Here is a 24,194-nt window from a genome sequence, read left to right as displayed (position 1 = left end):
GCCCGTTTTAATTGACTGATAAGGAAAAGCACCATGCGCCACGGACACGGACTCCGCAAACTCAACCGCACCAGCTCGCACCGCCTTGCGATGCTGCAGAACATGATGAACTCGCTCATCGAGCACGAGGCCATCAAGACGACCCTGCCCAAGGCCAAGGAACTGCGCCGCGTGATCGAGCCCATGATCACCCTGGCCAAGGAAGACACCGTGGCGAACCGCCGCCTGGCTTTCAACCGCCTGCGTGACCGCGACAGCGTCACCAAGCTGTTCAACGACCTGGGCCCCCGCTTCAAGACCCGTCCCGGTGGCTACACCCGCATTCTGAAGATGGGCTTCCGCGTCGGCGACAACGCGCCGATGGCCTTCGTCGAGCTCGTCGAGCGTGCGGATGCACCTGCCGCTGAAACGACGGATTCGGCACAAGCCTAAAAGTAGGTTATAATTTCTGTCTTGCCGCGCGATGGAGCAGTCTGGTAGCTCGTTGGGCTCATAACCCAAAGGTCGGAGGTTCAAATCCTTCTCGCGCAACCAAACAGACAAAAGGCCCGCTGATTTCAGCGGGCCTTTTTTGTTTTTGCGTTGATGGCAGCCAGGGAGACCGGGTGGGGCGAGGCGTCTCGCTTCACCGCGCTCGCCTATCTGGTGCGGCTCCCCTTTGTCGTCGCGCTGCCGCCCTTTGAGTTTCTGGATATGTTGAACGGATACACCCTGGGAATCGACTTCGGAACCTCGAATTCGGCGGTCGCCCTGCGCCGGCACGGGGAGGCCGCCGTCCGCTTGTTGCCTCTGGAGCCGGGCGGCGACGTCATGCCTACCGCGCTCTTCTTCAACCACGAGACTGCGCAAACCCATTTTGGACGGGATGCCTTGCGGCACTACCTGGAGGGGTTCGACGGTCGCCTGATGCGCTCTCTCAAAAGCCTGCTGGGAAGCGCCCTGCTGGAGGACAAGACTTCCGTGCACGGCCGCTTGGTGAGCTACCGCGACATCGTCGCCATGTTCCTGCAGCATCTTGCGGACCGCGTCGTCGCCGAATTCGGAGCGCTCCCGGAGCGCCTCGTACTGGGACGGCCTGTGCACTTCGTGGACGACAACCCGCTGCGGGACGGGGCCGCGCAAGAGGCGCTGCGCGACGCGGCGGCTCGGGCCGGGTTCGCGCAGATCGAGTTTCAGCTGGAGCCGATCGCTGCCGCGCTCGATTACGAGCAGCGCCTCAGTGCAGAGCAACTGGTGCTGGTGGTGGATATCGGTGGTGGCACGTCCGATTTCACGGTCGTGCGGCTGGGGCCCCAGAGGGCCCAGCGCGCCGACCGCTCGGCCGACGTCCTGGCGACGACGGGCGTGCATATCGGCGGTACGGATTTCGACCGCAAGCTCCACCTCGAACAGGTGATGCCGCTGCTGGGATTCAGGCACCAGGGCCCACACGGTCGCGAAGTACCCAGCCGGGTCTTCTTCGACCTGGCCACCTGGCACCTCATACCGTGGCAATACTCGGCGAAGGCGCTTCGGGACGCGCAACAGTTGCGCTCCGATTACGCGCAATCGCAGTTGCACGACCGCTTGATGACGGTATTGAATGAGCGGTGGGGACACCGCCTGGTCCATGCCGTGGAGCAGGCCAAGATCCAGGCTTCGCAGACGCGGGCTGCGGCAACCCTGGAGCTCGATTGGCTGGCGGCCGGCCTCGGCGCAGAGATCGGGCCGCAGCACCTGACGGGGCACCTGCATTCGGCACTCGCCCAGATCGCGGACTGTGCCCTGGAGTGCGTGCACTTGGCCGGCGTCGTGCCGGCCGACATCGGTGCTATCTATCTCACCGGCGGATCCTCCGCGCTGCAGGCGTTGCGAGACGCGCTGCACGAGGTGTTTCCGTCGACACCCCAGGTGGAGGGCGACCTGTTCGGTGGCGTGGCGTCGGGGCTGGCCTGGACCCAGCGCGGTTGATGCCAGCCTGCGGGCATGCGGTCCCGTGGGGTGGCAGATCGGACGGGAAGCTCAGTCCTCGCCGTCGGCACCGTCGCCGCGCTTGAGCTGGAGTGCCTGCTCGTAAAGAACGTTGCGTGAGCCGCCGGTGATCTCCGCCGCCAGTTTCACCGCCGTCTTGACCGGCAGTTCTCCCAGCAGCAGCCGAAGCACGCGTAGGCCCTGCCCATCGTCCGCCGGCGCCGCCTGCAGCGGATGGAGCAGAACCACGAACTCTCCGCGCGCGCGTTGCTCATTCTCCGCCAGCCAACCTGCCAGCGCCTGCGCCTGCAGGGTCACGATCTCTTCGAATTGCTTGGTCAGCTCTCGCGCCAGCGTGACCTGGCGTACGCCGAGCGTGCCGAGGGCCTCGGCCAAGTCGCGGATGCGGTGGGGCGCTTCCAGCACTGCCACGCAGCGCGGCTCCTGGGCCAGGTGCTGCACGGCGGTGCTGCGCTCGAGGGCCTTGGTGGGCAGGAAACCCGCGAAGAGGAATCCGCCGGTCTCGGTCTTCCCGGCCACCGCGCCGGCGACGCTCAGTGCTGCCGTCACGCTGCTGGCGCCAGGCAGCGGAATGCTGCGCAGTCCCGCGGCCCGTACGGCGGCGACCAGCCGTGCCCCCGGATCGCTCACGCCCGGGGTCCCTGCATCGCTGACGTAGGCAATGCGTTGCCCCTGCTGCAGGCGTTCCACCACCTGCTGGGCTGCTTGCGCTTCGTTGTGCTGGTGCACGGCCAGCCATGCCGAACCGCTGCGGTCGATGCCGTAGGCCCGCAGCAGCGACTGGGTGTGGCGCGTGTCCTCGCAGGCGATGGCATCGACCGTCTGCAGCACATGCAGGGCCCTTAGCGTGATGTCCGCCAGATTGCCGATGGGCGTGGCGACCACGTACAAGGCGCCTTGCGGATAATGCTGCGCACCGGACGCTTCACGTGCGGCGTTCAGGGCTGAAGCGAAAGAGGCGCTCAATGGGATTCCTCGGCAAGAACAAAAGGGGCGCGGCCCCGGCGGTGGCGGCCGGCTCGACGCGGGACCGCGGAAATGCGGCCGAAGACCGCGCGTTGGGCTATCTGCAGAAGGCGGGCCTGCGTCTGGTCGAGCGCAATTATCGGACGCCCGGGCGCGGCGGCGGCGAAATCGACCTGGTCATGCGCGAGGGCGACGGCACGCTGGTGTTCGTCGAGGTGCGGCAGCGTTCGAGTGCGGCCTTCGGCGGCGCGGGAGGAAGCATCGGTGCGGTCAAACAGGCCCGCGTCGTGCTGGCGGCGCGCCATTTCCTGATGCGCTGGGCGTCTCCACCGCCTTGCCGGTTCGATGTCGTGCTGGTGGAGCCGGCCGAATTGACCTGGCTGCGAGCGGCCTTCGACGCTGCCTGAGCGGCTTGGGTTGCCGTCGCTGGTGGTTCGGCGGCGGAGCATTCACTCTGGCCCTCGCTCTGGCTCTGGCCTGCTGCCGCAGACCATCCTGCGGCTTCCGGACGCTGCGGTGGTCCACCCCGCTCGCCGCCTACCGATTGCAACAGCGGCGAAGGCATGCGCAGGTATCATCGGCGGCCCATGCTCGAGCAACGCATCCAACAGCATTTCATTGACAGCGCTGATCTGAAGTACCAGGCCGCGCAAGCCCTCAGCCACCCCATTGCCTCGGCCGTCCAGGCCATACTGGCCTGCGTCACCGGCGGGGGAAAGGTCCTCGCCTGTGGTGGAGGACTCTCCGCCGTGCAAGCCCAGCAGTTCGCCGCCTTCTGTGTGGATGGGCTGGAAAGGGAACGTCCGGAGCTGGCCGCACTCCCACTGGGACCTTCGGCAGGCAAGGCCGATGCGGCAGCCCTGGCCCGGCAGGTGCGTGCGCTGGGACAGGCGGGCGATGTACTCCTCGCGATCACCGCGACCGGCGACGAGGATGCCCTGTTGGATGCCGCCCAGGCCGCGCACGAGCGGGACATGACGGTGATCGCGCTGAGCGGGCGTACCGGCGGCGCATTGGCCGGCCTGCTGCGCGAAACCGACGTGCAGATCTGCGTACCGCATGACCGCGCTGCGCGCGTGCGTGAAGTCCATGCCCTCGTCCTGCACTGCCTGTGCGATGGCGTGGACGCCCAGTTACTTGGTGAACAGGAGATACCTCTATGAAGTCGAAGATGTCCCGGACTGCCTGCACGGTGCTGGCGGTGTGTGCCCTGGCAGGTGCGTTGTCAGCCTGCGCGCCCATCGTGATCGGGGGGGCCGCGGTCGGCACCATGATGGCGGCCGACCGGCGTACGACAGGCTCGCAGGTGGAGGACGAAGGCATTGAACTGCGCGCCGCCAACCGCATCCGCGAGCAACTTGGCGAGCGGGCCCACATCAACGTGACCAGCTACAACCGCCAGGTGCTGCTGACCGGCGAGGCCGCGACGGCCGCGGACCAGCAGCGGGCCGAGCAGATCGTGCTGGGCGTGGAGAACGTTCGGTCGGTGGTGAACGATGTGGCCGTGATGCCCAACACCTCGCTGACGCAGCGCTCCAACGACACCTTCATCACCGGCAAGGTGCGCGCGAGCTTTGTCGATGCCAAGGATCTCTACGCCAGTGCCTTCAAGGTGGTGACCGAGCGGGAGGTCGTGTATCTCATGGGCCGGGTGAGCCAGCGCGAAGCCACGCGCGCCACCGACATTGCCCGCGGCGTCAACGGCGTGCGCAAGGTGGTGCGCGTGTTCGAGATCGTCTCGGACGACGACCTGCGGCGCGGAACGGTCCAGCAACAGCAGCTGGCCCCGGTGACGCAGGACCCGGCTGCGGCCACCGCGCCGCGCAACTGACGGCAGCGCTCCGCGCCCGCTTCGCGCGGGCCGGTGCGATGGCTCCGATCAGCCCTTCTTGCGGGCCAGGCGGGTAATCAGGCTGGAGGTGTCCCAGCGCTGTCCGCCCGCCTGCTGTACGTCCGCATAGAACTGGTCCACCAGCGCCGTCAGGGGCAGCCGCGCACCGTTGCGCTTGGATTCGTCCAGCACCAGGCCCAGGTCCTTGCGCATCCAGTCCACGGCGAAGCCGAAGTCGAAGCGGCCTTCGACCATCGTCTTGCCCCGGTTCTCCATCTGCCAGCTTTGCGCCGCGCCCTTGCTGATGACGTCCAGCACGAGGGGCATGTCCAGGCCCGCGTGCTGCCCGAAGGCGATGGCCTCGGACAGGCCTTGCACGACGCCGGCGATGCAGATCTGGTTCACCATCTTCGCCAACTGGCCGGCGCCGCTGTCGCCGATACGCGTGAACGCGCGTGAGAAGGCCAGGGCGGTGGGGCGGACGGCATCGAAGGCGGCCGCATCGCCACCGCACATCACCGTGAGCTGGCCGTTCTGCGCGCCGGCCTGTCCCCCCGATACGGGCGCGTCGATGAACTGCAGGCCCAGCGTGCGGGCGGCGCCGCAGAGCTCGCGGGCGACCTCGGCCGAGGCGGTCGTGTGGTCCACGAAGATGGCCCCGGGTTGCATCCCGGCGAAGGCGCCGTCCGCGCCCAGCGTCACGGCGCGCAGGTCATCGTCGTTGCCCACGCAGCAGAAGACGATGTCCGCGCCCTGGGCGGCCTCGCGCGGCGTGGGCGCATGGCCGGCCCCGTTGAACTCCTGCTGCCAGGCCTCGGCCTTCGCCGGCGAGCGGTTGTAGACCGTGACCTGGTGGCCGGCGCGTGCCAGATGGCCGGCCATGGGGAAGCCCATGACGCCCAGTCCGAGGAAGGCCACGCGGCGGGCGGGTGCGGCGTCGTAGCTGCGGGTGTTGATGCTGGTCACGGGGTGTCTCCTTGAAAGAAAAAGCCCGCCGGTCGGGCGGGCCGGTCAAAAGGCGGTGCGGTCAGACGATGGCGAAATGCTCGGTGCCCGCGGCCAGGTCGGTGGTCTTGGCGCGCTGGCTGTTGAGCTTGATCTGCAGTCGCAGGTCGTTGAGCGAATCGGCATTGCGCAGTGCGTCCTCATAGCTGATGACGTTGGCCTCGAACAGGTCGAAGAGCGACTGGTCGAAGGTCTGCATGCCCAGGTTGCGGCTCTTCTTCATGATCTCCTTGATCTCGACCACATCGCCTTTGAAGATCAGGTCGGCGATCAGCGGCGTATTCAGCAGCACCTCGACGGCGGCAGCGCGGCCCTTGCCGTCCTGCTTGGGGATCAGGCGCTGCGAGACCATGGCGCGCAGGTTCAGGGACAGGTCCATCAGCAACTGCGCGCGGCGCTCCTCGGGGAAGAAGTTGACGATGCGGTCCAGCGCCTGGTTGGCACTGTTGGCGTGCAGCGTGGCCAGGCACAGGTGGCCGGTCTCGGAGAAGACGATGGCGTGCTCCATGGTCTCGCGGTCGCGGATCTCGCCCATGAGGATCACGTCGGGCGCCTGGCGCAGCGAATTCTTGAGGGCCGCCTCCCAGCTGTCCGTGTCCAGCCCCACCTCGCGCTGAGTGACCACGCAGTTCTTGTGCGGGTGCACGAATTCGATGGGGTCCTCCACCGTCACGATGTGGCCGAAGGAGTTCTCGTTGCGCCAGTCCACCATGGCCGCCAGGGTCGTGGACTTGCCCGATCCCGTCGCGCCGACCAGGATGCACAGGCCGCGCTTGGTCATGGTGACTTCCTTGAGCACCTGCGGCACACCCAGGCCGTCGATGGTCGGCAGCGTGAGCGGAATGGTCCGCAGCACCATGCCGACGCGCCCCTGCTGGATGAAGGCGTTGACGCGGAAGCGCCCGATGCCGGCAGGCGAGATGGCGAAGTTGCACTCCTTGGTGCGCTCGAAGTCCGCCACCTGCTTGTCGCTCATGATGGAGCGCGCCAGCGTCAGCGTATGGGCGGGCGTCAGGGGCTGCGGCGAGACCTTGGTGACCTTGCCGTCGACCTTGATGGCCGGCGGGAATTCGGCGGTGACGAAAAGATCGCTGCCCCCGCGGCTGACCATCAGCTTGAGCAGATCGTTGATGAATTTACTGGCCTGATCGCGTTCCATCAGACTTCCTTCCGTGCCGGTGCGCGCTGTCCGTGTTGCGGTGTCATTTCTGGTGCTCGCTCAGCCGGGCGCTCACCACCCGCAGGCGCAGCGACAGTTTGCGGGCCAGCAGGGCCACCAGGCTGGCGGCCAGCTGAGGATCCTTGGACATCATGTCGTCCATGGCCTCCGCGCTCAGCACGGCGATTTCGCAGTCGGTCAGCGTGGTGCAGGCCGAGAAGCGGATGCCGCTGTCCAGCAGCGACATCTCTCCCAGGATGTCGCCCGGCCGCGTCTCCGCCAGGCGCAGGTGCTCGCCCCAGGGCTGCAGGCGGTCCACGGCGATGGTGCCGGTCAGCAGCACCACCATGAAGTTGCCGTATTCGTCCTGGCGGATCACGTCGCGGCTTGCCGGCACGGCGGCGAACTCGAAGAAGCGCTCCATGCGCTCCACCGCATCCTTGTCGAGGTGTGCCATGTACCGGTCTTTGGCCCACAGCGCCTGCAGCAGCTTGCCGCCGCGGCTGGCGGGCAGGCGCTTGGCGCCCACCTCGACGGCGCGCGCTTCCCACGGCACCAGCATGGAGTCGTCCACCCCCTGGCCCGCGAAGGCCGTGGTGAAGAAGACCGAGTCGCCGTGGTCTTCCGGGCCCTTGCGGGATTTGGCCTTCAGCAGGCCCAGGATGCCTTTCATGGTGTGCTCCAGTGGTGCAGTCGTGCGATGGGTGCGGCCGCCAGCGGACGGCCGGGAGGTGGGGCCGGTCAGCCGGGGAAGTTGTCGGGGATCTTGGCCTTGCCGCGGGCTTCCGCCGGGCTGATGATGTTGCGGCGCACCAGGTCGGTCAGGTTCTGGTCCAGCGTCTGCATGCCCATGCTGTTGCCCGTCTGGATGGCCGAGTACATCTGAGCGACCTTGGCTTCGCGGATCAGGTTGCGGATGGCGCTGGTGCCCAGCATGATCTCGTGCGCAGCGACGCGGCCGGAGCCGTCCTTGGTCTTGCACAGCGTCTGCGAGATCACGGCCTGCAGCGACTCGGACAGCATGGCGCGCACCATCTCCTTTTCTTCCGCGGGGAAGACGTCGATGATCCGGTCGATGGTCTTGGCGGCGCTGGACGTGTGCAGCGTGCCGAAGACCAGATGCCCGGTTTCGGCCGCCGTCATCGCCAGGCGGATGGTCTCCAGGTCGCGCATTTCGCCGACCAGAATCGCGTCCGGGTCTTCGCGCAGCGCGGACTTGAGCGCTGCAGCGAACGAAAGCGTCATCGGACCCACTTCGCGCTGGTTGATCAGGCACTTCTTGGACTCGTGCACGAATTCGATCGGGTCCTCCACCGTGAGGATGTGGCCGTACTCGTTCTCGTTGAGGTAGTTCACCATCGCCGCGAGCGTGGTGGACTTGCCCGAGCCCGTGGGGCCGGTCACCAGCACCAGGCCGCGCGGCTTGAGCGCCAGGTCGGCGAAGATCTTGGGCGCGTTGAGCTGCTCAAGCGTGAGGATCTTGCTGGGAATCGTGCGGAACACCGCAGCGGCGCCGCGGTTCTGGTTGAAGGCGTTGACGCGAAAGCGCGCCAGCCCTTCGATCTCGAACGAGAAGTCGATCTCGAGGAACTCCTCGTAGATCTTGCGCTGCTGGTCGTTCATGATGTCGTAGACCATGGCGTGCACCGTCTTGTGGTCCAGCGCGTCCACATTGATGCGCCGCACGTCGCCGTGGACCCGGATCATGGGCGGCAGGCCAGCCGAAAGGTGCAGGTCCGACGCCTTGTTCTTGACGCCGAAAGCGAGCAGTTGGGTGATGTCCACGGAGTCCCTCGATCGTTTGATACGCTTGGTCACTCATTATGACGACGATCGATCACAACCTCCAGACCGTGCAGGCCCGCGTGCGCCAGGCGTGTGCCGATGCGGGGCGCGCGCAGGGCAGCGTGGCGCTGCTGGCCGTCTCCAAGACCTTCGGCGCGGATGCGGTGCGCGCGGCGGCGCTGGCCGGCCAGCGCTGCTTCGGCGAGAACTACATCCAGGAGGCCGTGGACAAGATGGCCCAGGTGGCGGCGATGCAACTGCCCGGGCCGCTGGAATGGCACTGCATCGGCCCCGTGCAGAGCAACAAGACGCGCCTGGTGGCCGAGCACTTCGACTGGGTACACACGGTGGACCGGCTCAAGACGGCGCAGCGCCTGTCGGACCAGCGGCCCGCGCACCTGCCGCCGCTGCAGGTGTGCATCCAGGTGAATGTGGATGGCGGCGCCACCAAGGCCGGCGTGTCGCCCGAAGACGCGGTGGCCCTGGCCCGCGCGGTGGCGGCCTTGCCCCGCCTGTGCCTGCGCGGCGTGATGAGCATTCCGGATGCGCTGCCCGCCGGACCGGCGCAGGACGCGGTGATGGGCCGCGTGCGGGCGGTGTTCGACGCCGTGCGCGCCCTGGAGGGCGAGGGCCTGGGCGCGGTGGACACGCTGTCGCTGGGCATGACGGCCGATCTGGAAGCCGCCGTGCGCGCCGGCAGCACGCTGGTGCGGGTGGGTAGCGGCATCTTCGGAGAACGCCACTACCCCGCGGCCTAATTACTGCCCTGCGCTCGATTTCAAGCCAAATCGGGCTCTGGCGCTTATGGGATAAGCGCAAGCAGCTATCAAATCAGGAGTTATGCGGTGCCGAAGCGGTGGATGCAGTCCAGCGTGTCGGCCACGTCCTGCGGCCCCACGTCCAGGTGGCAGACCCAGCGCAGGCGCACCTGGCTACCGTACAGCCCGCTGGTCACGCGCACCTGGTGCTGCGCCAGCCAGGCGGTGAAGTCCGCCGCCACATCGGCGTGCACGTCGGTGAACAGGATGTTGGTGTGGGCGGACGCCACCTGCAGCTTGCCCGCCAGCACGGGGTGGCTGCGGCCCGCCTCGGCCAGGCCATCGGCCAGCGCGCGCGCCAGGGCATGGTCGTCGGCCAGGCGGCGCACATGGTGCTCCAGCGCATGCAGGCCGGCGGCGGCGAGGATGCCCGACTGCCGCATTGCGCCGCCCAGGATCTTGCGGGTGCGCCGCGCCTGGCGAATGAAGTCGCGCGGGCCCAGCAGCAGCGAGCCCACCGGCGCGCCCAGGCCCTTGCTCAGGCACACGGAGGCGGTGTCGAAGTGCGCGCAGATGGCGCGCGCCTCGTCGTACACATCCGTGCCCTGGGCCGTGGCATTCGCGGCCGCGGCGTTGAACACGCGCGCGCCGTCCAGGTGCATGGCCAGCCCGCGCGAGCGCGCCAGCTGCGCCACCTCGGCGATGTAGGGCGTGGGCAGCACCTGGCCGCCGGTGGTGTTCTCCAGCACCACCAGCCGGGTGCGCGCGAAGTGCGGGTCGTCCGGCTTGATGGCCGCGGCGATGTCCGCCACGCGCAGCGTGCCGTCGGGCTGGGTCTCCACCGGCTGCGGCTGGATGGAACCCAGCACGGCCATGCCGCCGCCTTCCCAGCGGTAGGTGTGCCAGCTCTGGCCCACGATGGCCTCGTCGCCGCGCTGGCAATGGCCCATCAGGGCGATCAGGTTGGTCTGCGTGCCCGACGGTGCGAACAGCGCGGCCTCGAAGCCCAGCCGCTGCGCCGCATGGTCCTGCAGCGCGTTCACGGAGGGGTCGTCGCCGAACACGTCGTCACCCAAGGGCGCACGGAGCATGGCATCGCGCATGGCGGCGGTGGGTTGGGTGACGGTGTCGCTGCGAAAGTCTGGCATGGGCAAGGTCCTTGGGGGGAGGGGATCGGGGCCCGCTGGGGTGTGCGGGCCGTGCGGCGGGTCGGGCGCCAAGAATACTGCCGTCGCCGAGGCGCCGCAGGACCGCCTCTCGCCAGCGCCCCGCGCTCCGGGGCGCGCGTGCGGGTGTTCTCAGCGGTGGCGCGCACCGGCGGCCTGGCCGCCGCGGTCGGGGCGCTGGCTTTGCGTCAGAGACCCCCGCCCAGCGCCTGGAACAGCGTGGCGTGGTTGCTCAGGCGGTTGAGCCGGTTTTCCGCCAGGGCCGTCTCGGCGGAACGGCGCTTTTCCTGGGCGTCCAGCCAGGGCTTGAGGGCGACGGCACCCGCGCGGTAGCGCACCTCGTAGAGCTGCTCGGCGCGGCGGGCATCGGCCAGCGACTGTTCCAGCTGGGCCGCCTGTTCCTCGTACCGCAGGCGGGCCGACAGGGCGTTGTCCACGTCGGTGAGCGCCTGGTAGAGCGTCTGTCGGAAGGTGACCACGGCCTGCTCGTAGTCCGCGCGGGCGATGTCGGTGCTGACCTGCATCTCCGTGCGGTTCAGGAAGGGCAGCACCAATCCCGCGCCCAGCGTGGCGATCGGGTTGGCCAGCACATTGCCCAGCGAGGCGCTGGATCCACCCAGCGCGCCGGTGAGCGAGAACTGCGGGTAGTACGACAGGCGCGTGGCGTCCACGGACGCCAGGGCCTCGCGCAGCCGCAGCTCGGCCGCGCGCAGGTCGGGCCGGCGGGCGAGCAGTTCGGCGGGCAGCCCGGCGGAGACCTCGGGCAGCGGCTGGGTCGGCAAGGCCCGCGGCGCGCTCCAGCCCGGGGCGGCCGGCCCGATGGCCGAGCCGTCGAACAGCAGCACCAGGGCATTGGAGGTTTCCACGTACTGCTGCTGCAGCAGTGCCAGGCTGGCGCGCTGGCTGGCCAGGCTCTGGCGCGACTCGGCCACCTCCAGCGACGAGACGGCGCCCGCGTCGTATTGCGCCTGCACCAGCGCCAGGGTGCGCTCGGCATAGGCGATGCTTTCCGACGCCGCCGCCAGGCGCTGGCTGTAGTAGCCCAGCTGCCAGTACAGCGTGGCCGTGGTGCCCACCAGGGCCTGGGCCGTGGCCTCGCGGTCCTGCACGGTGGCCAGCGCTTCCCAGCGGGCCACGTCCAGCGAGGCACCCAGGCGGTTCCACAGGTCGACCTCGTAACTCACGCCCAGCGAGACGGAATTGGAGCGCGTGCTGGCGCCGCCGTCGACGGGCCGGCTGGTGCGGGCGTTGGTGCTGGCGTTGAACTGTGGCCGGTGCTCGGCCAGGCGCGCCTGCAGCTGCGCGCGGCGCACGCGGATGGTGGCCACGGCCAGGTCGTTGTTGCGGGCGAGGGCAGATTCGACCAGGCTGTCGAGCACCGGGTCGTTGAAGGCCTTCCACCACGCGCCCGTGGCGGCCTGGGCATCGCGGGCGCCGTTGGCGGCGGCGGGGCCTGTGGCGTGCTGCCACTGCGTGGGGATGGCCACGGCGGGGGCCTCGTACGGCGTCCGCAGGGACGAGCAGCCGGCCAGCAGCAGGGCCAGGGCCAGCGCGGCAGGGCGCAAGAAGGGGGAAGAGCGGTGGAGGGTCATTCGCGGGCCAGGGCTTCGACAGGGTCAAGACGGGCGGCGCTGCGCGCGGGCAGGAAGCCGAAGACCACGCCGATCAGCGTGGCGCAGAGGAAGGCGGCGGCCATCGAGCCGTGCGAGTACACCATCTGGAAATCGCTGCTGGTGCGGGCGAAGATCTGGCCGAAGCCCAGGGCCGCCAGGATGCCCAGCACGCCGCCGATCAGGCACACCAGCACCGCTTCGATGAGGAACTGCTGCTGGATGTCGCTCTGGCGCGCACCGACGGCCATGCGCACGCCGATCTCCCGCGTGCGCTCGGTGACCGAGACGAGCATGATGTTCATCACCCCGATGCCGCCCACGACCAGCGAGATGACCGCGATGGAGCTGATGAGCAGCGTCATCGTCTGCGTCGTCGCCTCGATGGTCTGGCGGATGCTGTCCGTGTTCAGCACGTAGAAGTCCTTGCGGCCGTGGCGGCGTTCCAGGATCTGGTTGATGCCCTGTTCCGCGGCGCTGGTGGGCGCGTCGTCGCGCACCCGCACCGTGATGCTGCGCAGGTAGTTCTGGTTGACGATGCGGCTCATGGCCGTGGTGTAGGGCACGAAGACGTTGAGCGCCTCGGTGTTTCCGAAGGCCGACTCGCTCTTGGCCGCCACGCCGATCACGCGCACCGGCACGCTGCCCAGCAGGATCACCTCGCCCACCGGGTCGGGGGTGTTGGGGAACAGCGTCTTGCGGGTGTTGTCGTCGATCACGGCGACCTGCTCGCGCCGCGCCACGTTGTCCGCGCCGAACGGGCTGCCCTGCGCGATCTTCACGCCCTTCACGCGGAAGTACTGCTCGCCCGCGCCCATCACGGTCATCGCCGCCTCGATGTTGCGGTAGCGCCCGGTGACCGATGCGCTGAGCGTGGGCGTCACGCTGTCCACATAGCTCTGGCGGGCCAGCACCTCGGCATCCGCAGGCACCAGGGTGCGCACGCGCGAGGCCCGGGTATCCCCGAAGCCCGAACCCGAGAAGATCTCGATGGTGTTGGTGCCGATGGAGCTGATGTTCTTGAGCACCTGCTGCCGGGAGCCCTCGCCCAGCGCCACCACGGCCACCACGGAGGCGATGCCGATGATGATGCCCAGCATGGTGAGGAAGGTGCGCAGCCGGTGCGCGTTCATCGCCAGCAGCGCCATCTGGAAGGCCTCGACGAAGCGGTCGCGCAGCGCGCCGACGCCGTTGCGGCCCGCCGGCCGCGGGGGCAGGGCGGGCGCGGCGACGCGGGCCGGCTGGTCGGCCATGCGGGCCGTGGGCCGGTCGCCGATGATCTCGCCGTCGCGGATCTCGATGATCCGCTCGGCATGCTCGGCCACCGCCATGTCGTGGGTCACGATGATGATGGTGTGGCCCTCGGCGTGCAGTTCCTGCAGGATCTTCATCACCTCTTCGCCGCTGGCCGTGTCCAGCGCGCCGGTGGGTTCGTCCGCCAGGATCACGCTGCCGCCGTTCATCAGCGCGCGCGCAATCGACACGCGCTGCTGCTGGCCGCCCGACAGCTGGCCGGGCCGGTGGGCCGTCCGCTCGGCCAGGCCCAGCCGGCCCAGCAGGGCGGCGGCGCGGTCGTGCCGGGCGGCGGCCGGCGTGCCCGCGTAGATGGCCGGCACTTCCACGTTGCCGCGCGCCGTCAGGTCGCCCAGCAGGTGGTAGCGCTGGAAGATGAAGCCGAAGTACTCGCGGCGCAGGGCCGCCAGCTCGTCCGGGCCCAGCTGGCCGGTGGCGCGGCCGGCCACGCGGTAGGTGCCGGCGGTGGGTTTGTCCAGGCAGCCCAGGATATTCATCAGCGTGGATTTGCCCGAACCGGACTGTCCCACGATGGCGACCATCTCGCCGGCGTGGATGGACAGGTTGATGTCCTTGAGCACGGCGATCGTGCCCTCGCCCGCCGGGAATTCGCGCCGCAGCTCGCGGATCTCCAGCAGCGGGGTGCCGGCAGACGCCGCCGGCGCCCCGGGGGGCGTGGTGGGGTGGATGGGGTCTTGCTTCATGGCGCCGTCCTCACAGGCGCATGGGCGGACGGCGCATGTTGGTCTGGCCCCCGGCGCCCGGCGCGGCCGACTCGGCCACCACCACCTGGTCGCCTTCGGCCAGGCCCTCGGTGACCTCGGCGTTCACGTTGTTGTTGATGCCCACGCGCACCTTGCGCGCCTGGGGCTGGCCCTGCGCGTCCAGCACGCGCACCGTGTAGCCCTCGCGCGAACGCTGGCCCAGTGCGGACGACGGGATGAGCAGCGCGTCCTTGGCCTGGGCGCGCACGATGGACACCTGCGCCGTCATCGAGATGCGCAGCTTGTTGTCGGGGTTGGGGACATCGAACAGGCCGTTGTAGTAGATGGCGGTGGTCGAGCTGCTGGCCGTGGAACTGCTCGACGACGAGGACGTGGTCTCCGTCAGGATCGCGTCGGTGGCCGGCTCGATGGTGCGCAGCTCGGCGTTGTAGCGGGTGTCCGGGTCGCCCAGGATGGTGAAGTACACGGGCAGGCCGGGCTTCACCTTGATCACGTCCGCTTCTGATATCTGCGTCTTCACCGTCACGGTGTCCAGCTGCGCCACCTTGATGATCGTCGGCGTGGTCTGGTTGGCGTTGACGGTCTGGCCTTCCTGCACCACCAGGGCCACCACGATGCCGTCGATGGGGGACACGATCTTGGTGTAGCCCAGGTTGACCTTGGCCGTGTCGGCCGTGATGCCGGCCTGCTTGATCTGGGCCTGCAGCGCGGCGATGTTGGCGCGCGTGGTGTTGCGCGTGGCTTCGGCCGCCTCGAAGTCGGCACGCGAGCCGGCGTCGGCGTCCAGCAACTGCTTCTGGCGCTTGTAGCCCAGCTCGGCCTCGATCAGCGAGGCCTGCTGCGCGGCCAGCTGGGCGCGCACGTTCTCCAGGGCTGCCTCGGCGTTGCGCACGTTGTTCTGCTGGGTGATGGAATCGATCTCCGCGATCAGCTCGCCCTTCTTCACCCGCTGGCCCAGCTGGACCTTGAGCGATTTCACCTGGCCCGACACCTGTGCGCCGACGCTCACCTGCTTGAAGGCCTGCACCGTGCCCGTGGCGAGCACGGCGTCCTCGATGCTGCCGCGGGTGACCGTGGCAGTGACGAAGCGCGGTGCCTGCTTGGCGGGGAAGAAGAGCAGCTTGGCCCCGACGGCGAGGGCCGCCACGACGGCGAGGGCAAGCACGATGCGCAAGGCGGGAGGAATGCGGCGAAGTTGAAGCATGGGTGTCTGTAGAAGCCGTTCAGGCCGGAGCAGGGCCGGCACGGCGAGTGTGCCAAGGCGGTGTGGCCCAACCTTGGCGCGAGGGTAAAGATCGGGTAAATGCCGGGCGCGCCCGGTCCGGCCGGAGCCCGTGCGGACGCTGCCCGCACCCTCGCTGCGCCCTCCACCACGCGTGCTAAGCTGGCCGAGTCTAGGCCGGCAGTCGCCGCCCGCGCGTCGGCCAACTTCCCTGTCTCGGAGAGAAAAACCATGCCCGGACTGCTGTCCCACGTCGACCCCGACGGCCTGCTCGAATTCTCGGTCGTCTACACCGACCGCGCCCTCAACCACATGTCCCGCCGCTTCACCGGCGTGATGCAGGACATCCTCGCCACGCTCAAGTCCGTCTACCACGCGCACACGGCCGTGCTGGTGCCCGGCAGCGGCACCTTCGGCATGGAGGCCGTGGCCCGCCAGTTCGCCAACCGCGAGAAGGTGCTGATCGTGCGCAACGGCTGGTTCAGCTACCGCTGGAGCCAGATCTTCGACGCCGGCGGCCTGGGAGGCGGCGCGGTGGTGTGCAAGGCGCGCCCGCAGGGCGAGGGTCCGCAGGCGCCGTGGGCGCCCTGCCCGGCCGAGGAGGTGGCCGCCGCCATCCGCGCCGAACGGCCCAAGGTGGTGTTCGCGCCGCACGTGGAGACGGCCAGCGGCATCCTCCTGCCCGACGACTATCTGCGCACCGTGTCTGCGGCCGCGCACGAAGTGGGCGCGCTGTTCGTGCTCGATTGCGTGGCCTCCGGCGCCATGTGGGTGGACATGCAGGCCACCGGCGTGGACGTGCTGATCAGCGCGCCGCAAAAAGGCTGGAGCGGCTCGCCCTGCTGCGCGATGGTGATGCTCAGCGAGCGCGCCCGCCAGGCCATCGAGGGCACGCAAAGCTCCAGCTTCTCGTGCGACCTCAAGAAGTGGATGCAGATCGCCGAGGGCTACGAAAAGGGCCAGCACGCCTACCACACCACCATGCCCACGGATGCGCTGGTGCAGCTGCGCGACGTGATGCTGGAGACGCGCGACTACGGCTTCGACAAGGTGCGCGAAGAGCAGATCGAACTGGGCGCCAAGGTGCGCCAGCTGCTGGAGTCGCGCGGGCTGCCCAGCGTGGCCGCCGACGGCTACAAGGCGCCCGGCGTGGTGGTGAGCTACACCACCGACCCCGGCATCCAGAACGGCAAGAAGTTCGCCGAGGTCGGACTGCAGGCGGCGGCCGGCGTGCCGCTGCAGTGCGGCGAGGGCGCGGACTTCCAGACCTTCCGCGTCGGGCTGTTCGGCCTGGAGAAGTGGCACCACGTGGACCGTACGGTGGGCCATCTGCGCACCGCGCTGGACAAGGTGCTGCCGGCCGCCTGACCGCGCGCCGGCTGTGTCGGCAAAGCCCTGCGGCTTGCCCAGGGCGGGGGCGCGCGGCTATTCTGCGCCCATGCAAGCTGCGCAAAAGAACCATGAGGCGCTGCTTCGGCGCGCAAAGTGGCAGGCCAGTGGCCTGCTGCTGGCGGTGGTCGCCGTCTTCGCCCTGACCTATCTCTTTCCCCGCGGCCTGGCCGTCGAGGGCGTGCGCGCCGTGGCCGAGGCCGCCATGGTCGGTGCCCTGGCCGACTGGTTCGCCGTCTCGGCCCTGTTCCGGCGCATTCCCCTGCCCGGACTGCAGCGCCACACGGACATCATCGCCCGCAACAAGGACCGCATCGGCGGCAACCTGTCCGAGTTCGTGCGAGACGAATTCCTCGACGGGCCCTCGCTGGTCGCCATGATCCGCCGGCACGACCCGGCCGACATGCTGGCGAAGTGGCTCACCTCGGCGGGCAACGCCGGCCTGCTGGGCCGCCAGGTTGCGCGGCTGGCGCTGGCCGCCCTCGACACGGTCGAGGACGTGAAGATCCAGGAGCTGCTCGCCCAGGCGCTGCGTTCCCTCATCGGCCGCCTGGACCTGAGCCGCTCCATGGGCGCCGCGCTGGGGGCTCTCACCCACAACGGGCGCCACCAGGCGCTGCTGGACGATCTGCTCGGCCGGCTGGGCACCATGCTGCAGTCGGCCGAGACGCGCACCTTCATCGCCGACACCCTGGTGCAGTGGATCAAGCGCGAGCACCCGCTCAAGCAGAAGGTGCTGCCCACCGACTGGCTGGGCAGCAAGGGCGCAGGCGCCATCGCCCATGCCATCGAGAGCCTGCTGCAAGAGGTGGCCAAGGACCCGCAGCACCAGCTGCGCGACACGCTGGACGCCACCGTGCAGCGCCTGGTGCAGCGCCTGCAGTCCGACCCGGACTGGGGCCGCCGCGGCGAAGAGATCCGCCTGTACCTGCTGAACGACCAGACGCTGGGCGCCTACGTGCAAGAACTGTGGGGCAGCCTGCGCGCCAGCCTGCAGCGCGACCTGCACGACGAATCGTCCGAGATATCGCGCAAGGTGGCCGACATGGGGCAGTGGCTGGGCATGTCGCTGGCGGGCGATGCGGCCCTGCGCGTGCGCCTGAATGTGCGGCTGGAACTGTGGGCGGCGCAGTGGGCGCCGGACGTGGCCCAGTCCGTGGCGGAGCACATCCGCGCGACCGTGCAGCGCTGGGATGCGCAGGAGATGGCGCACCTGGTGGAACTGCACATCGGGCGCGACCTCCAGTACATCCGCATCAACGGCACGGTGGTCGGCGGGCTCATCGGCCTGGTGCTCTTCGCGCTGTCGCATGCGCGGGAGCTGTACGCCCTGGCACGCGGCACCATCGGGGGCTGACGCGGGCCCCCGGCCTTGCCGGGGCGGAGGCAGGGAAGGCTTCCTAGGGGTGGGCCGTGCGCTGCTCAGCCTCTTCTGCCGCATGGGCTTTGGCGATGGCCAAGATGACCTCCCGCGCCAGGCGGCGCTTGGGCACCGGCAGGCGCAGGTACAGATCGAACAGCTCCCGGTCCTGGTAGCCCACGGCCGTATGCCAGGGCGCCTGGCGCTCGCGGGCTTGCGGTGCGGCACTGTCGCCGCCCCAGCCGAGCTGTTGCACCGGGATCTGCAGCCAGTCCGCCAGCGTGGTCAGTTTTCTGTGGTCGGGAAGGGTCTCCCCGACCAGCCACCGCCGCACGCCGTGAAGCGTCATGGGCTTGCCCCAGTGGCGGGTATTGAACTCGCGTTCGAGCACCGCCGCCCGCGGTTCGTAACCGGCGGCGACCATGGCATCGCGTAACCGCTGCGCGAATTCCTGCTTGGCGTTGTCCATGCGCGCACCCTAGGGAGACGGGGGCGGTGTGGCGTAATTGTGCGTGTGAGTCACGTTGCTGTTTGATTTATAGTTACGTGACAGTGCAGAACAGACCACACTGGGCGCGTAGGTGGGTGCCGACGGGTTGGGGGAGCGCAGACCGTGCGCGATGCGCAATGTAGCCCGCGGGTGCCGCCTTTTTGAGCAGGGGAGCGGAATGCCTAAAAAAAGCGAGCAGAGAACCCCGGGTGTCCTGGCGGCGTCGCCAGATCTACGGCCCCCCTCGGCCGAGCCGCGGCTGGGGGGCGGGCGGCGGCGGTCGCCTCCACCACTGACCCGCGAGCAGATCCGCCGCATGCTGGACAACACGCAGCGCCTGCGGGACCTGCACGCGCAGGAGCATGGCGTGAAGGGCCGCGGCGGCGGTGGAGAGTAGGACCGCGGTGCCGGCGGTGCGGGGCGAGCGTGCCTGCCGGATTCGATCTCGCCCGGAATTGGCAGCCAAGTGTCCCGGGCCGGCCTTGTCAGCGCGGCCGGGCGGCCGGTCAGAACCGCGGCAGGTCCGGGCGGCTGATCTGCCCGGCGCGCACCAGCATCTTTCCGTACTCCGCGCAGCGGTGCAGCGTGGGAATCACCTTGCCGGGGTTGAGCAGCCCGGCCGGATCGAATGCGGCCTTGAGGGCGAACATCTGGGCGTTCTCCTCGGTGGTGAACTGGGTGCACATGCTGTTGAGCTTCTCCACGCCCACGCCGTGCTCGCCCGACACGGTGCCGCCCATGGCCACGCTGGTCTCCAGGATGTCGGCGCCGAAGAGTTCGCAGCGGTGCAGTTCGTCCGGGTCGTTGGCGTCGAACAGCACCAGCGGGTGCAGGTTGCCGTCGCCGGCGTGGAACACGTTCACGCAGCGCAGGCGGTACTTCTTCTCCATCTCCTGGATGGCGAGCAGGATGTCGGCCAGGCGCTTGCGCGGGATGGTCGAATCGAGGCACATGTAATCGGGGCTGATGCGGCCGCTGGCCGGGAAAGCGTTCTTGCGGCCGCTCCAGAAGCGCAGGCGCTCGGCCTCGCTCTGGCTCACGGTGATGGCGGTGGCGCCGGCGGCGCGCAGCACCTCGCTCATGCGGCCGATCTCTTCCTCCACCTCTTCCGGCGTGCCGTCGGATTCGCACAGCAGGATCGCGGCGGCCTCCAGGTCGTAGCCGGCGCGCACGAAGTCCTCGACCGCGGCCGTCATGGGCTTGTCCATCATCTCCAGTCCGGCGGGGATGATGCCGGCCGCGATCACGGCGGCCACCGCATCGCCCGCGCGGCGCACGTCGTCGAAGCTGGCCATGATGCAGCGCGCCAGCTGCGGCTTGGGGATGAGTTTGACCGTGATCTCGGTGGCCACGGCCAGCATGCCCTCGCTGCCGATCACGGCGGCCAGCAGGTCGTAGCCGGGTGCGTCCAGCGCCTCGCTGCCGAAGGTGACGGGCTCGCCCTCCATGGTGTAGCCCCGCACCTGCAGCACGTTGTGCACCGTCAGACCGTACTTCAGGCAGTGCACGCCGCCCGAGTTCTCGGCGATGTTGCCGCCGATGGTGCAGGCGATCTGGCTGGACGGGTCGGGCGCGTAGTACAGCTGGAAGGGCGCGGCCGCCTCGCTGATGGCCAGGTTGCGCACGCCGCACTGCACGCGGGCCGTGCGGCTGACCGGGTCGACCTGCAGGATGCGGTTGAAGCGCGCCAGCGACAGCGTCACGCCCATGGCGTGCGGCATGGCGCCGCCCGACAGGCCCGTGCCGGCGCCGCGCGCCACCACCGGCACCTGCAGCGCGTGGCAGGTGCGCAGCACGGCCTGGACCTGCGCCTCGGTCTCGGGCAGGCAGACCACCAGCGGGCGCTGGCGGTAGGCGGTCAAGCCATCGCATTCGTACGGCGTGGTGTCTTCCGCATGCCAGAGCAGGGTGTGCGCGGGCAGGTGGGCGCCCAGGGCCTGGACGACCTGCGCCTGCCGCGCGGCCCGTTCGCTGGGCGTTGCCGGGGGGGCAGGGCTGGTGGAGCCGGGGGATGCGGAGGAGGGGGCAACGGCGGCGCTCATGCCCGCCACTGTAGAGGAAGGCCGTGCGCCCGTGCGTGAGTTTTCTTGCAGCGCGCCGTGAATTGGCTGCCAGTCCTCAATGCTATTGATAAGTGAGCTGCATGCGCTCGTCGAATAAGCGCTGGAGGCCGATTGGGCTGGAGGGCCGCTCTGGCCCCGGCCGTCAGACCGGCCCCGGGCTCACCGGCCGCTTCTCGCCCTCCAGCAGCCACAGCCGGTGGCGGGCCCGTGTCATGGCCACGTAGAGGCGGTTGCGTTCGCGGTACGCCTCCTGCGCGGCGGCGCTGCGGGGGAAGCGCCCGCGCTCCACCAGGGGCACGGCCACGTGATCGTATTCGTGGCCCTTGCTGCGCTCCACCGTCAGCAGTTGCAGGCTGGGCTGCTCCTGCTGGCGGTGCTGCGCAATGCTGGCGTTCACCATGAGCGCCAGCCGGCCCAGGAATTCGTCGACGGCCAGGCCGGCGCAGATGCGGGCCAGCGCCTGCAGGCTGTCCAGGATGTGGCGCCGCTCGTCGGGGTTCAGGGGGGCCTGGGCGAAGAAGCGCAGCAGCAGCGGGTGCGTGCACAGGAGGCCCGCGTCGGCGCAGGCCGCGGGCGGCAGCTCCAGCCACTGCTCTATGGCGGCCGAGGCCACGGGCGCGTTGGGGTCGAAGCTTGCGCGCAGCAGAAACTGCCGCAGCAGCGCCGGCTTGCCGATCAGCTCGGCCGCCACGGCGCGCGTGTCGCGCTCCATGGGCGATTCCTTGTCCAGCGCCTGCAGGTCGAAGCGGCCGTTGGCCAGCACGTCCGGGTCGGGCTGGCTGGTGCGGCGCGCGTAGCGCAGCAGGCCCTCGATGGCGCTGCTGAGGATGCCCTGGGTCAGCCGCACCGTGGCGCCGCAGCCGGGCAGGGCGGCCATGAGGGCCAGCACCAGGGCGATCTCGCGGCGCTGGTAGAAGCGCTTGAGCCCCAGGCAGGCGTAGTGCACGCCTTCGTGCGCGAAGACCCACTCCAGCAGCACCGAATCCTCGGGCGAGCGCAGCACCACGTTCAGGCAGGGCGCCGGGGCGGGCGTGCCTGCAGGACCGGCGGGCCGCGCCGGCTGGCGCAGCACGGCCGCGTGGATCTCCAGCAGCTGCCGCGCGCAGTCGGCGTCGTCCACGTAGCGGCGCGGCTCGAACCCGGCCGGCTTGTTCGGGTAGTGCGCGGCAAACGCCACGTCGAACAGCGGGTTCAGCGCCTGGCAGATGGCGTTGCCGAAGCGGTAGGTGGTGCGCAGCGTGAGCACCTGCGCGTCGGCCGGCAGCGCCTGGCGGATGCGCGCCAGCCCGTCGCCGAAGACCGAGAACGCGCCGGGCAGGATGTGCTGGTTGAAGTCGCCCGCGCCGACGAAGCGGCCGTTGCCGCCCGCCACCAGCGCGCGCAGCACCTGCAGGGCGGCCTCGTCCAGATCCTGCAGCTCGTCGAACAGCACGGCGTCGAACCGGCCCTGCAAGGGCGCGAACACGGCGCCGAGGTCGAGCGCGCCGAGCTGCAGGGCGACCTCGTAGGTGCAGTCGCCCGGCGCGTAGAACACCGGCTCGTCCTGCAGGCCGCGGCGCAGGCGCTCGTACTTGAGCAGCAGCAGGTACAGGCCGTAGTCCAGCGCATGTTCCTCGCAGTAGGCCTGCGGGCCCAGGCCCGAGTCCGCGATGTCGCGCAGCAGCAGGCGCTGCTTGGCCAGGGCCTCGAACGCGGTGAAGGCTTCCACGTCCAGCTCGCCCGCCAGGCTTTCGGCGGCGTCCGCACCGTGCGCCCCGCGCTCCTGCAGCAGCGCGGCATGGGCCTGGCGGATCAGCTGCTGGCGCTGCAGCGGCTCGGTCACGCGATCCACGGCGTCGCCCTGCGATTGCAGCACGCCGGCGCACAGCTGCTCCACGGTCATGACCTGCACTTCGCGCGGCACGGCGGGCAGAAACTGCTCCAGCCGGCGCACGATGGCGCCCAGCCCGGCCTCGGAGTACGCCAGCATCAGGATGCGGCTGCGCGGGTGGGCGCGCAGCAGATCGGCCGCCTGGATCGCCAGCGTGGTGGTCTTGCCGGTGCCGGCCAGCGCGCTCACCAGCACCGCGCGGGCGGTGGCGTTGAGCACCGCGTTCTGCTCCAGGGTGGGGTAGCGCTTCTTGAAGGAGACGTCTTGCGGCAGGGCCATGGGGTGGGATCGGGGCGGGGCGTAAGGGGGCGGGGCGTGGAGGAGCTGCGGGAAGGCGGTCGCGCCGGCAAGAAAGCAGTTTGCTATATAAATTATAGCTGCATGCGCTTGTCAAATAAGCGTCAGAGGCCTTTTTGGCATGAATGCCTGGGCAGTCAGGCCATGGCCCGGCGCAGCCATTCGGCGAAGGCGGCGCATTCCCAGCGGTCCATGGTGCCGGTGCGCCAGCACAGGTAATGCGCGTGCGGGCTGTCGGCCTGGATGTCGAACAGCCGCACCAGCGTGCCCTGGTCCAGCCAGGGCGCGCCCAGCTTCAGGCGCACCAGGGCCACGCCCATGCCGGCGGCGGCGGCGTCGCACATCAGGCCGATGTCGTTGAACTGCGAGCCCTCGGTGGGCGCGGGCCAGTCGAGCTTGCAGGCGGCGAACCAGCTGCGCCACGGCTCCAGCGGGCTGCGCAGCAGGGGCACGTGCTCCAGGTCCTCGGGCCGCTCGAAGGGGCCGTGCTCGCGCACGAAGGCGGGCGAGGCCAGCGGCGTGACCACGTCGCGCGCGATCTCCACATGCTCCATGTCGGCGTAGTGGCCGGGACCGAAGCGCACCACCAGGTCCGCGTCCTCGGCCACCACGTCGAGCAGCGGGATGGAGACCTGCAGCGCCAGGTCGATCTCGGGATAGGTGTCGGTGAACTGGCGCAGCCGCGGGATGAGGATGGCCCGCGCGAACGTGGGCGTCACCGCCAGCTTCAGCCGGCGCTTGCCGGGCGCGCTGGCCGTGCCGGGAAAGCGCTGCAGCGCGGTCAGGCCCTCGCGCACCTGCGACAGGTAGGCGCTGCCCTCGGTGGTGAGGGAAAAGTCCGCCCGGCCGAACAGGCGCGTGCCCAGCAGCTGTTCGAGCTGCTTGACGCGATGGCTCACGGCGCTGGGCGTCACGCACAGCTCCTCGGCCGTCTGGGTCACGCTGCGCAGACGCGCCAGCGCCTCGAAGGTGAGCAGGCACTGGATGGGCGGGATGCGGCGGCCGGAGGAGGTGAAGCGGTCGGTGGACGGTGGCATGGGCTCGGTGGTGGCAAGGGCGGCGGCCGGTGCGCAGGCGGCGCGCGCGGCAGGCGGATGGGAATGCTCGCATGCAGCGGCCCACTCGCGCAACGGCGGATAGGCGGGGCGGCTGGGCTCATGCGCCCAGCGAGCAAGCATATGCGAGCATGGCATTTCACGCGACCGCCCCGCAGCGCGAGCATGGCAGGTCCGCC

21 protein-coding genes and 1 tRNA gene are annotated in these 24,194 nt (G+C 69.5%); 9 read left to right on the top strand and 13 right to left on the bottom strand.

From position 1 onward, the window contains the following. The first annotated feature begins 33 nt into the window (after nucleotides 1–33). The 3 genes from rplQ to QE399_RS03895 all read left to right on the top strand — a co-directional run bounded on the left by rplQ (nucleotide 34) and on the right by QE399_RS03895 (nucleotide 1,950). Nucleotides 34–432, top strand: a complete 399-nt coding sequence (gene rplQ / locus QE399_RS03905) for a 50S ribosomal protein L17 (protein WP_309826297.1) — start codon at nucleotides 34–36, stop codon at nucleotides 430–432. Between the two features lie 25 nt (nucleotides 433–457). Further along, nucleotides 458–534, top strand: a tRNA-Met gene (locus tag QE399_RS03900). A 159-nt stretch (nucleotides 535–693) separates the two neighbouring features. Next, nucleotides 694–1,950: an Hsp70 family protein gene (locus QE399_RS03895; RefSeq protein ID WP_309831921.1), complete on the top strand. Its 1,257-nt coding sequence runs from the start codon at nucleotides 694–696 to the stop codon at nucleotides 1,948–1,950. Between the two features lie 51 nt (nucleotides 1,951–2,001). Here QE399_RS03895 and rsmI read toward each other — a convergent pair whose 3' ends face one another. Next, nucleotides 2,002–2,937 carry a 16S rRNA (cytidine(1402)-2'-O)-methyltransferase gene (rsmI, locus tag QE399_RS03890; protein ID WP_309826295.1) on the bottom strand — a complete coding sequence of 312 codons (936 nt, stop codon included), beginning with the start codon at nucleotides 2,935–2,937 and terminating at the stop codon, nucleotides 2,002–2,004. Here rsmI and QE399_RS03885 point away from each other — a divergent pair. From QE399_RS03885 to QE399_RS03875, 3 genes are all read left to right on the top strand, one after another. Beyond that, nucleotides 2,937–3,344 carry a YraN family protein gene (locus QE399_RS03885; protein WP_309826293.1) on the top strand — a complete coding sequence of 136 codons (408 nt, stop codon included), beginning with the start codon at nucleotides 2,937–2,939 and terminating at the stop codon, nucleotides 3,342–3,344. The genes rsmI and QE399_RS03885 overlap by 1 nt on opposite strands. Before the next feature lie 180 nt (nucleotides 3,345–3,524). Then, nucleotides 3,525–4,100 (top strand): SIS domain-containing protein, encoded by a 576-nt coding sequence (locus tag QE399_RS03880; protein ID WP_309826291.1) that lies wholly within the window; start codon nucleotides 3,525–3,527, stop codon nucleotides 4,098–4,100. Further along, nucleotides 4,097–4,768, top strand: coding sequence for a BON domain-containing protein (locus tag QE399_RS03875; protein WP_309826289.1), 672 nt, complete (start codon nucleotides 4,097–4,099; stop codon nucleotides 4,766–4,768). Before QE399_RS03880 ends, QE399_RS03875 begins: the two co-directional genes overlap by 4 nt. Nucleotides 4,769–4,816: 48 nt before the next feature. Here QE399_RS03875 and QE399_RS03870 read toward each other — a convergent pair whose 3' ends face one another. The 4 genes from QE399_RS03870 to QE399_RS03855 form a co-directional block, all read right to left on the bottom strand. Beyond that, nucleotides 4,817–5,734 carry an NAD(P)-dependent oxidoreductase gene (locus QE399_RS03870; RefSeq protein ID WP_309826287.1) on the bottom strand — a complete coding sequence of 306 codons (918 nt, stop codon included), beginning with the start codon at nucleotides 5,732–5,734 and terminating at the stop codon, nucleotides 4,817–4,819. A gap of 61 nt (nucleotides 5,735–5,795) precedes the next feature. Next, nucleotides 5,796–6,932 carry a PilT/PilU family type 4a pilus ATPase gene (locus QE399_RS03865; RefSeq protein WP_309826284.1) on the bottom strand — a complete coding sequence of 379 codons (1,137 nt, stop codon included), beginning with the start codon at nucleotides 6,930–6,932 and terminating at the stop codon, nucleotides 5,796–5,798. Between the two features lie 43 nt (nucleotides 6,933–6,975). Next, a complete protein-coding gene (locus QE399_RS03860) occupies nucleotides 6,976–7,605 on the bottom strand; it encodes a cyclic nucleotide-binding domain-containing protein (RefSeq protein ID WP_309826283.1) in 630 nt (209 codons plus the stop codon). Nucleotides 7,606–7,673: 68 nt separating this feature from the next. Beyond that, nucleotides 7,674–8,717 (bottom strand): type IV pilus twitching motility protein PilT, encoded by a 1,044-nt coding sequence (locus QE399_RS03855; RefSeq protein ID WP_309826281.1) that lies wholly within the window; start codon nucleotides 8,715–8,717, stop codon nucleotides 7,674–7,676. A gap of 38 nt (nucleotides 8,718–8,755) precedes the next feature. On the opposite strand from QE399_RS03855, the gene QE399_RS03850 reads away from it, so the two are divergent. Next, nucleotides 8,756–9,475: a YggS family pyridoxal phosphate-dependent enzyme gene (locus tag QE399_RS03850; protein WP_309826279.1), complete on the top strand. Its 720-nt coding sequence runs from the start codon at nucleotides 8,756–8,758 to the stop codon at nucleotides 9,473–9,475. Nucleotides 9,476–9,555: 80 nt separating this feature from the next. On the opposite strand, the gene ltaE is transcribed toward QE399_RS03850, so the two are convergent. The 4 genes from ltaE to QE399_RS03830 form a co-directional block, all read right to left on the bottom strand. Continuing rightward, nucleotides 9,556–10,623 carry a low-specificity L-threonine aldolase gene (gene ltaE / locus QE399_RS03845; RefSeq protein WP_309826276.1) on the bottom strand — a complete coding sequence of 356 codons (1,068 nt, stop codon included), beginning with the start codon at nucleotides 10,621–10,623 and terminating at the stop codon, nucleotides 9,556–9,558. 206 nt (nucleotides 10,624–10,829) lie between these two features. Further along, nucleotides 10,830–12,233 (bottom strand): efflux transporter outer membrane subunit, encoded by a 1,404-nt coding sequence (locus QE399_RS03840; RefSeq protein ID WP_309826274.1) that lies wholly within the window; start codon nucleotides 12,231–12,233, stop codon nucleotides 10,830–10,832. Further along, complete coding sequence (locus QE399_RS03835) at nucleotides 12,230–14,248, bottom strand: MacB family efflux pump subunit (RefSeq protein ID WP_309826272.1); 2,019 nt, start codon at nucleotides 14,246–14,248, stop codon at nucleotides 12,230–12,232. Before QE399_RS03835 ends, QE399_RS03840 begins: the two co-directional genes overlap by 4 nt. A gap of 10 nt (nucleotides 14,249–14,258) precedes the next feature. Continuing rightward, the gene (locus QE399_RS03830) at nucleotides 14,259–15,473 is read right to left on the bottom strand and encodes an efflux RND transporter periplasmic adaptor subunit (protein ID WP_309826269.1); all 1,215 of its coding nucleotides are present in this window, start codon (nucleotides 15,471–15,473) and stop codon (nucleotides 14,259–14,261) included. 249 nt (nucleotides 15,474–15,722) lie between these two features. On the opposite strand from QE399_RS03830, the gene QE399_RS03825 reads away from it, so the two are divergent. Both QE399_RS03825 and QE399_RS03820 read left to right on the top strand, forming a co-directional pair. Further along, a complete protein-coding gene (locus tag QE399_RS03825) occupies nucleotides 15,723–16,859 on the top strand; it encodes an aminotransferase class V-fold PLP-dependent enzyme (RefSeq protein ID WP_309826265.1) in 1,137 nt (378 codons plus the stop codon). 70 nt (nucleotides 16,860–16,929) lie between these two features. After that, complete coding sequence (locus QE399_RS03820) at nucleotides 16,930–18,237, top strand: DUF445 domain-containing protein (protein WP_309826263.1); 1,308 nt, start codon at nucleotides 16,930–16,932, stop codon at nucleotides 18,235–18,237. A 43-nt stretch (nucleotides 18,238–18,280) separates the two neighbouring features. Here QE399_RS03820 and QE399_RS03815 read toward each other — a convergent pair whose 3' ends face one another. From QE399_RS03815 to QE399_RS03800, 4 genes are all read right to left on the bottom strand, one after another. Continuing rightward, complete coding sequence (locus QE399_RS03815) at nucleotides 18,281–18,709, bottom strand: XRE family transcriptional regulator (RefSeq protein ID WP_309826262.1); 429 nt, start codon at nucleotides 18,707–18,709, stop codon at nucleotides 18,281–18,283. Nucleotides 18,710–19,236: 527 nt separating this feature from the next. Continuing rightward, entirely contained in the window at nucleotides 19,237–20,772 is a 1,536-nt protein-coding gene (locus QE399_RS03810; RefSeq protein WP_309826260.1) for an FAD-linked oxidase C-terminal domain-containing protein, read from the bottom strand. 163 nt (nucleotides 20,773–20,935) lie between these two features. Further along, nucleotides 20,936–22,942, bottom strand: a complete 2,007-nt coding sequence (locus tag QE399_RS03805; protein WP_309826257.1) for a 3'-5' exonuclease — start codon at nucleotides 22,940–22,942, stop codon at nucleotides 20,936–20,938. 155 nt (nucleotides 22,943–23,097) lie between these two features. Beyond that, nucleotides 23,098–23,997 (bottom strand): LysR substrate-binding domain-containing protein, encoded by a 900-nt coding sequence (locus QE399_RS03800; protein ID WP_309826254.1) that lies wholly within the window; start codon nucleotides 23,995–23,997, stop codon nucleotides 23,098–23,100. Between the last annotated feature and the right edge of the window lie 197 nt (nucleotides 23,998–24,194).

It is taken from the genome of Paracidovorax wautersii (assembly GCF_031453675.1).
Lineage (GTDB): Bacteria > Pseudomonadota > Gammaproteobacteria > Burkholderiales > Burkholderiaceae_C > Paracidovorax.
The sequence above is the reverse complement of the archived record's forward strand: the minus strand, read 5'-3'. Positions and strand labels throughout refer to the sequence as shown.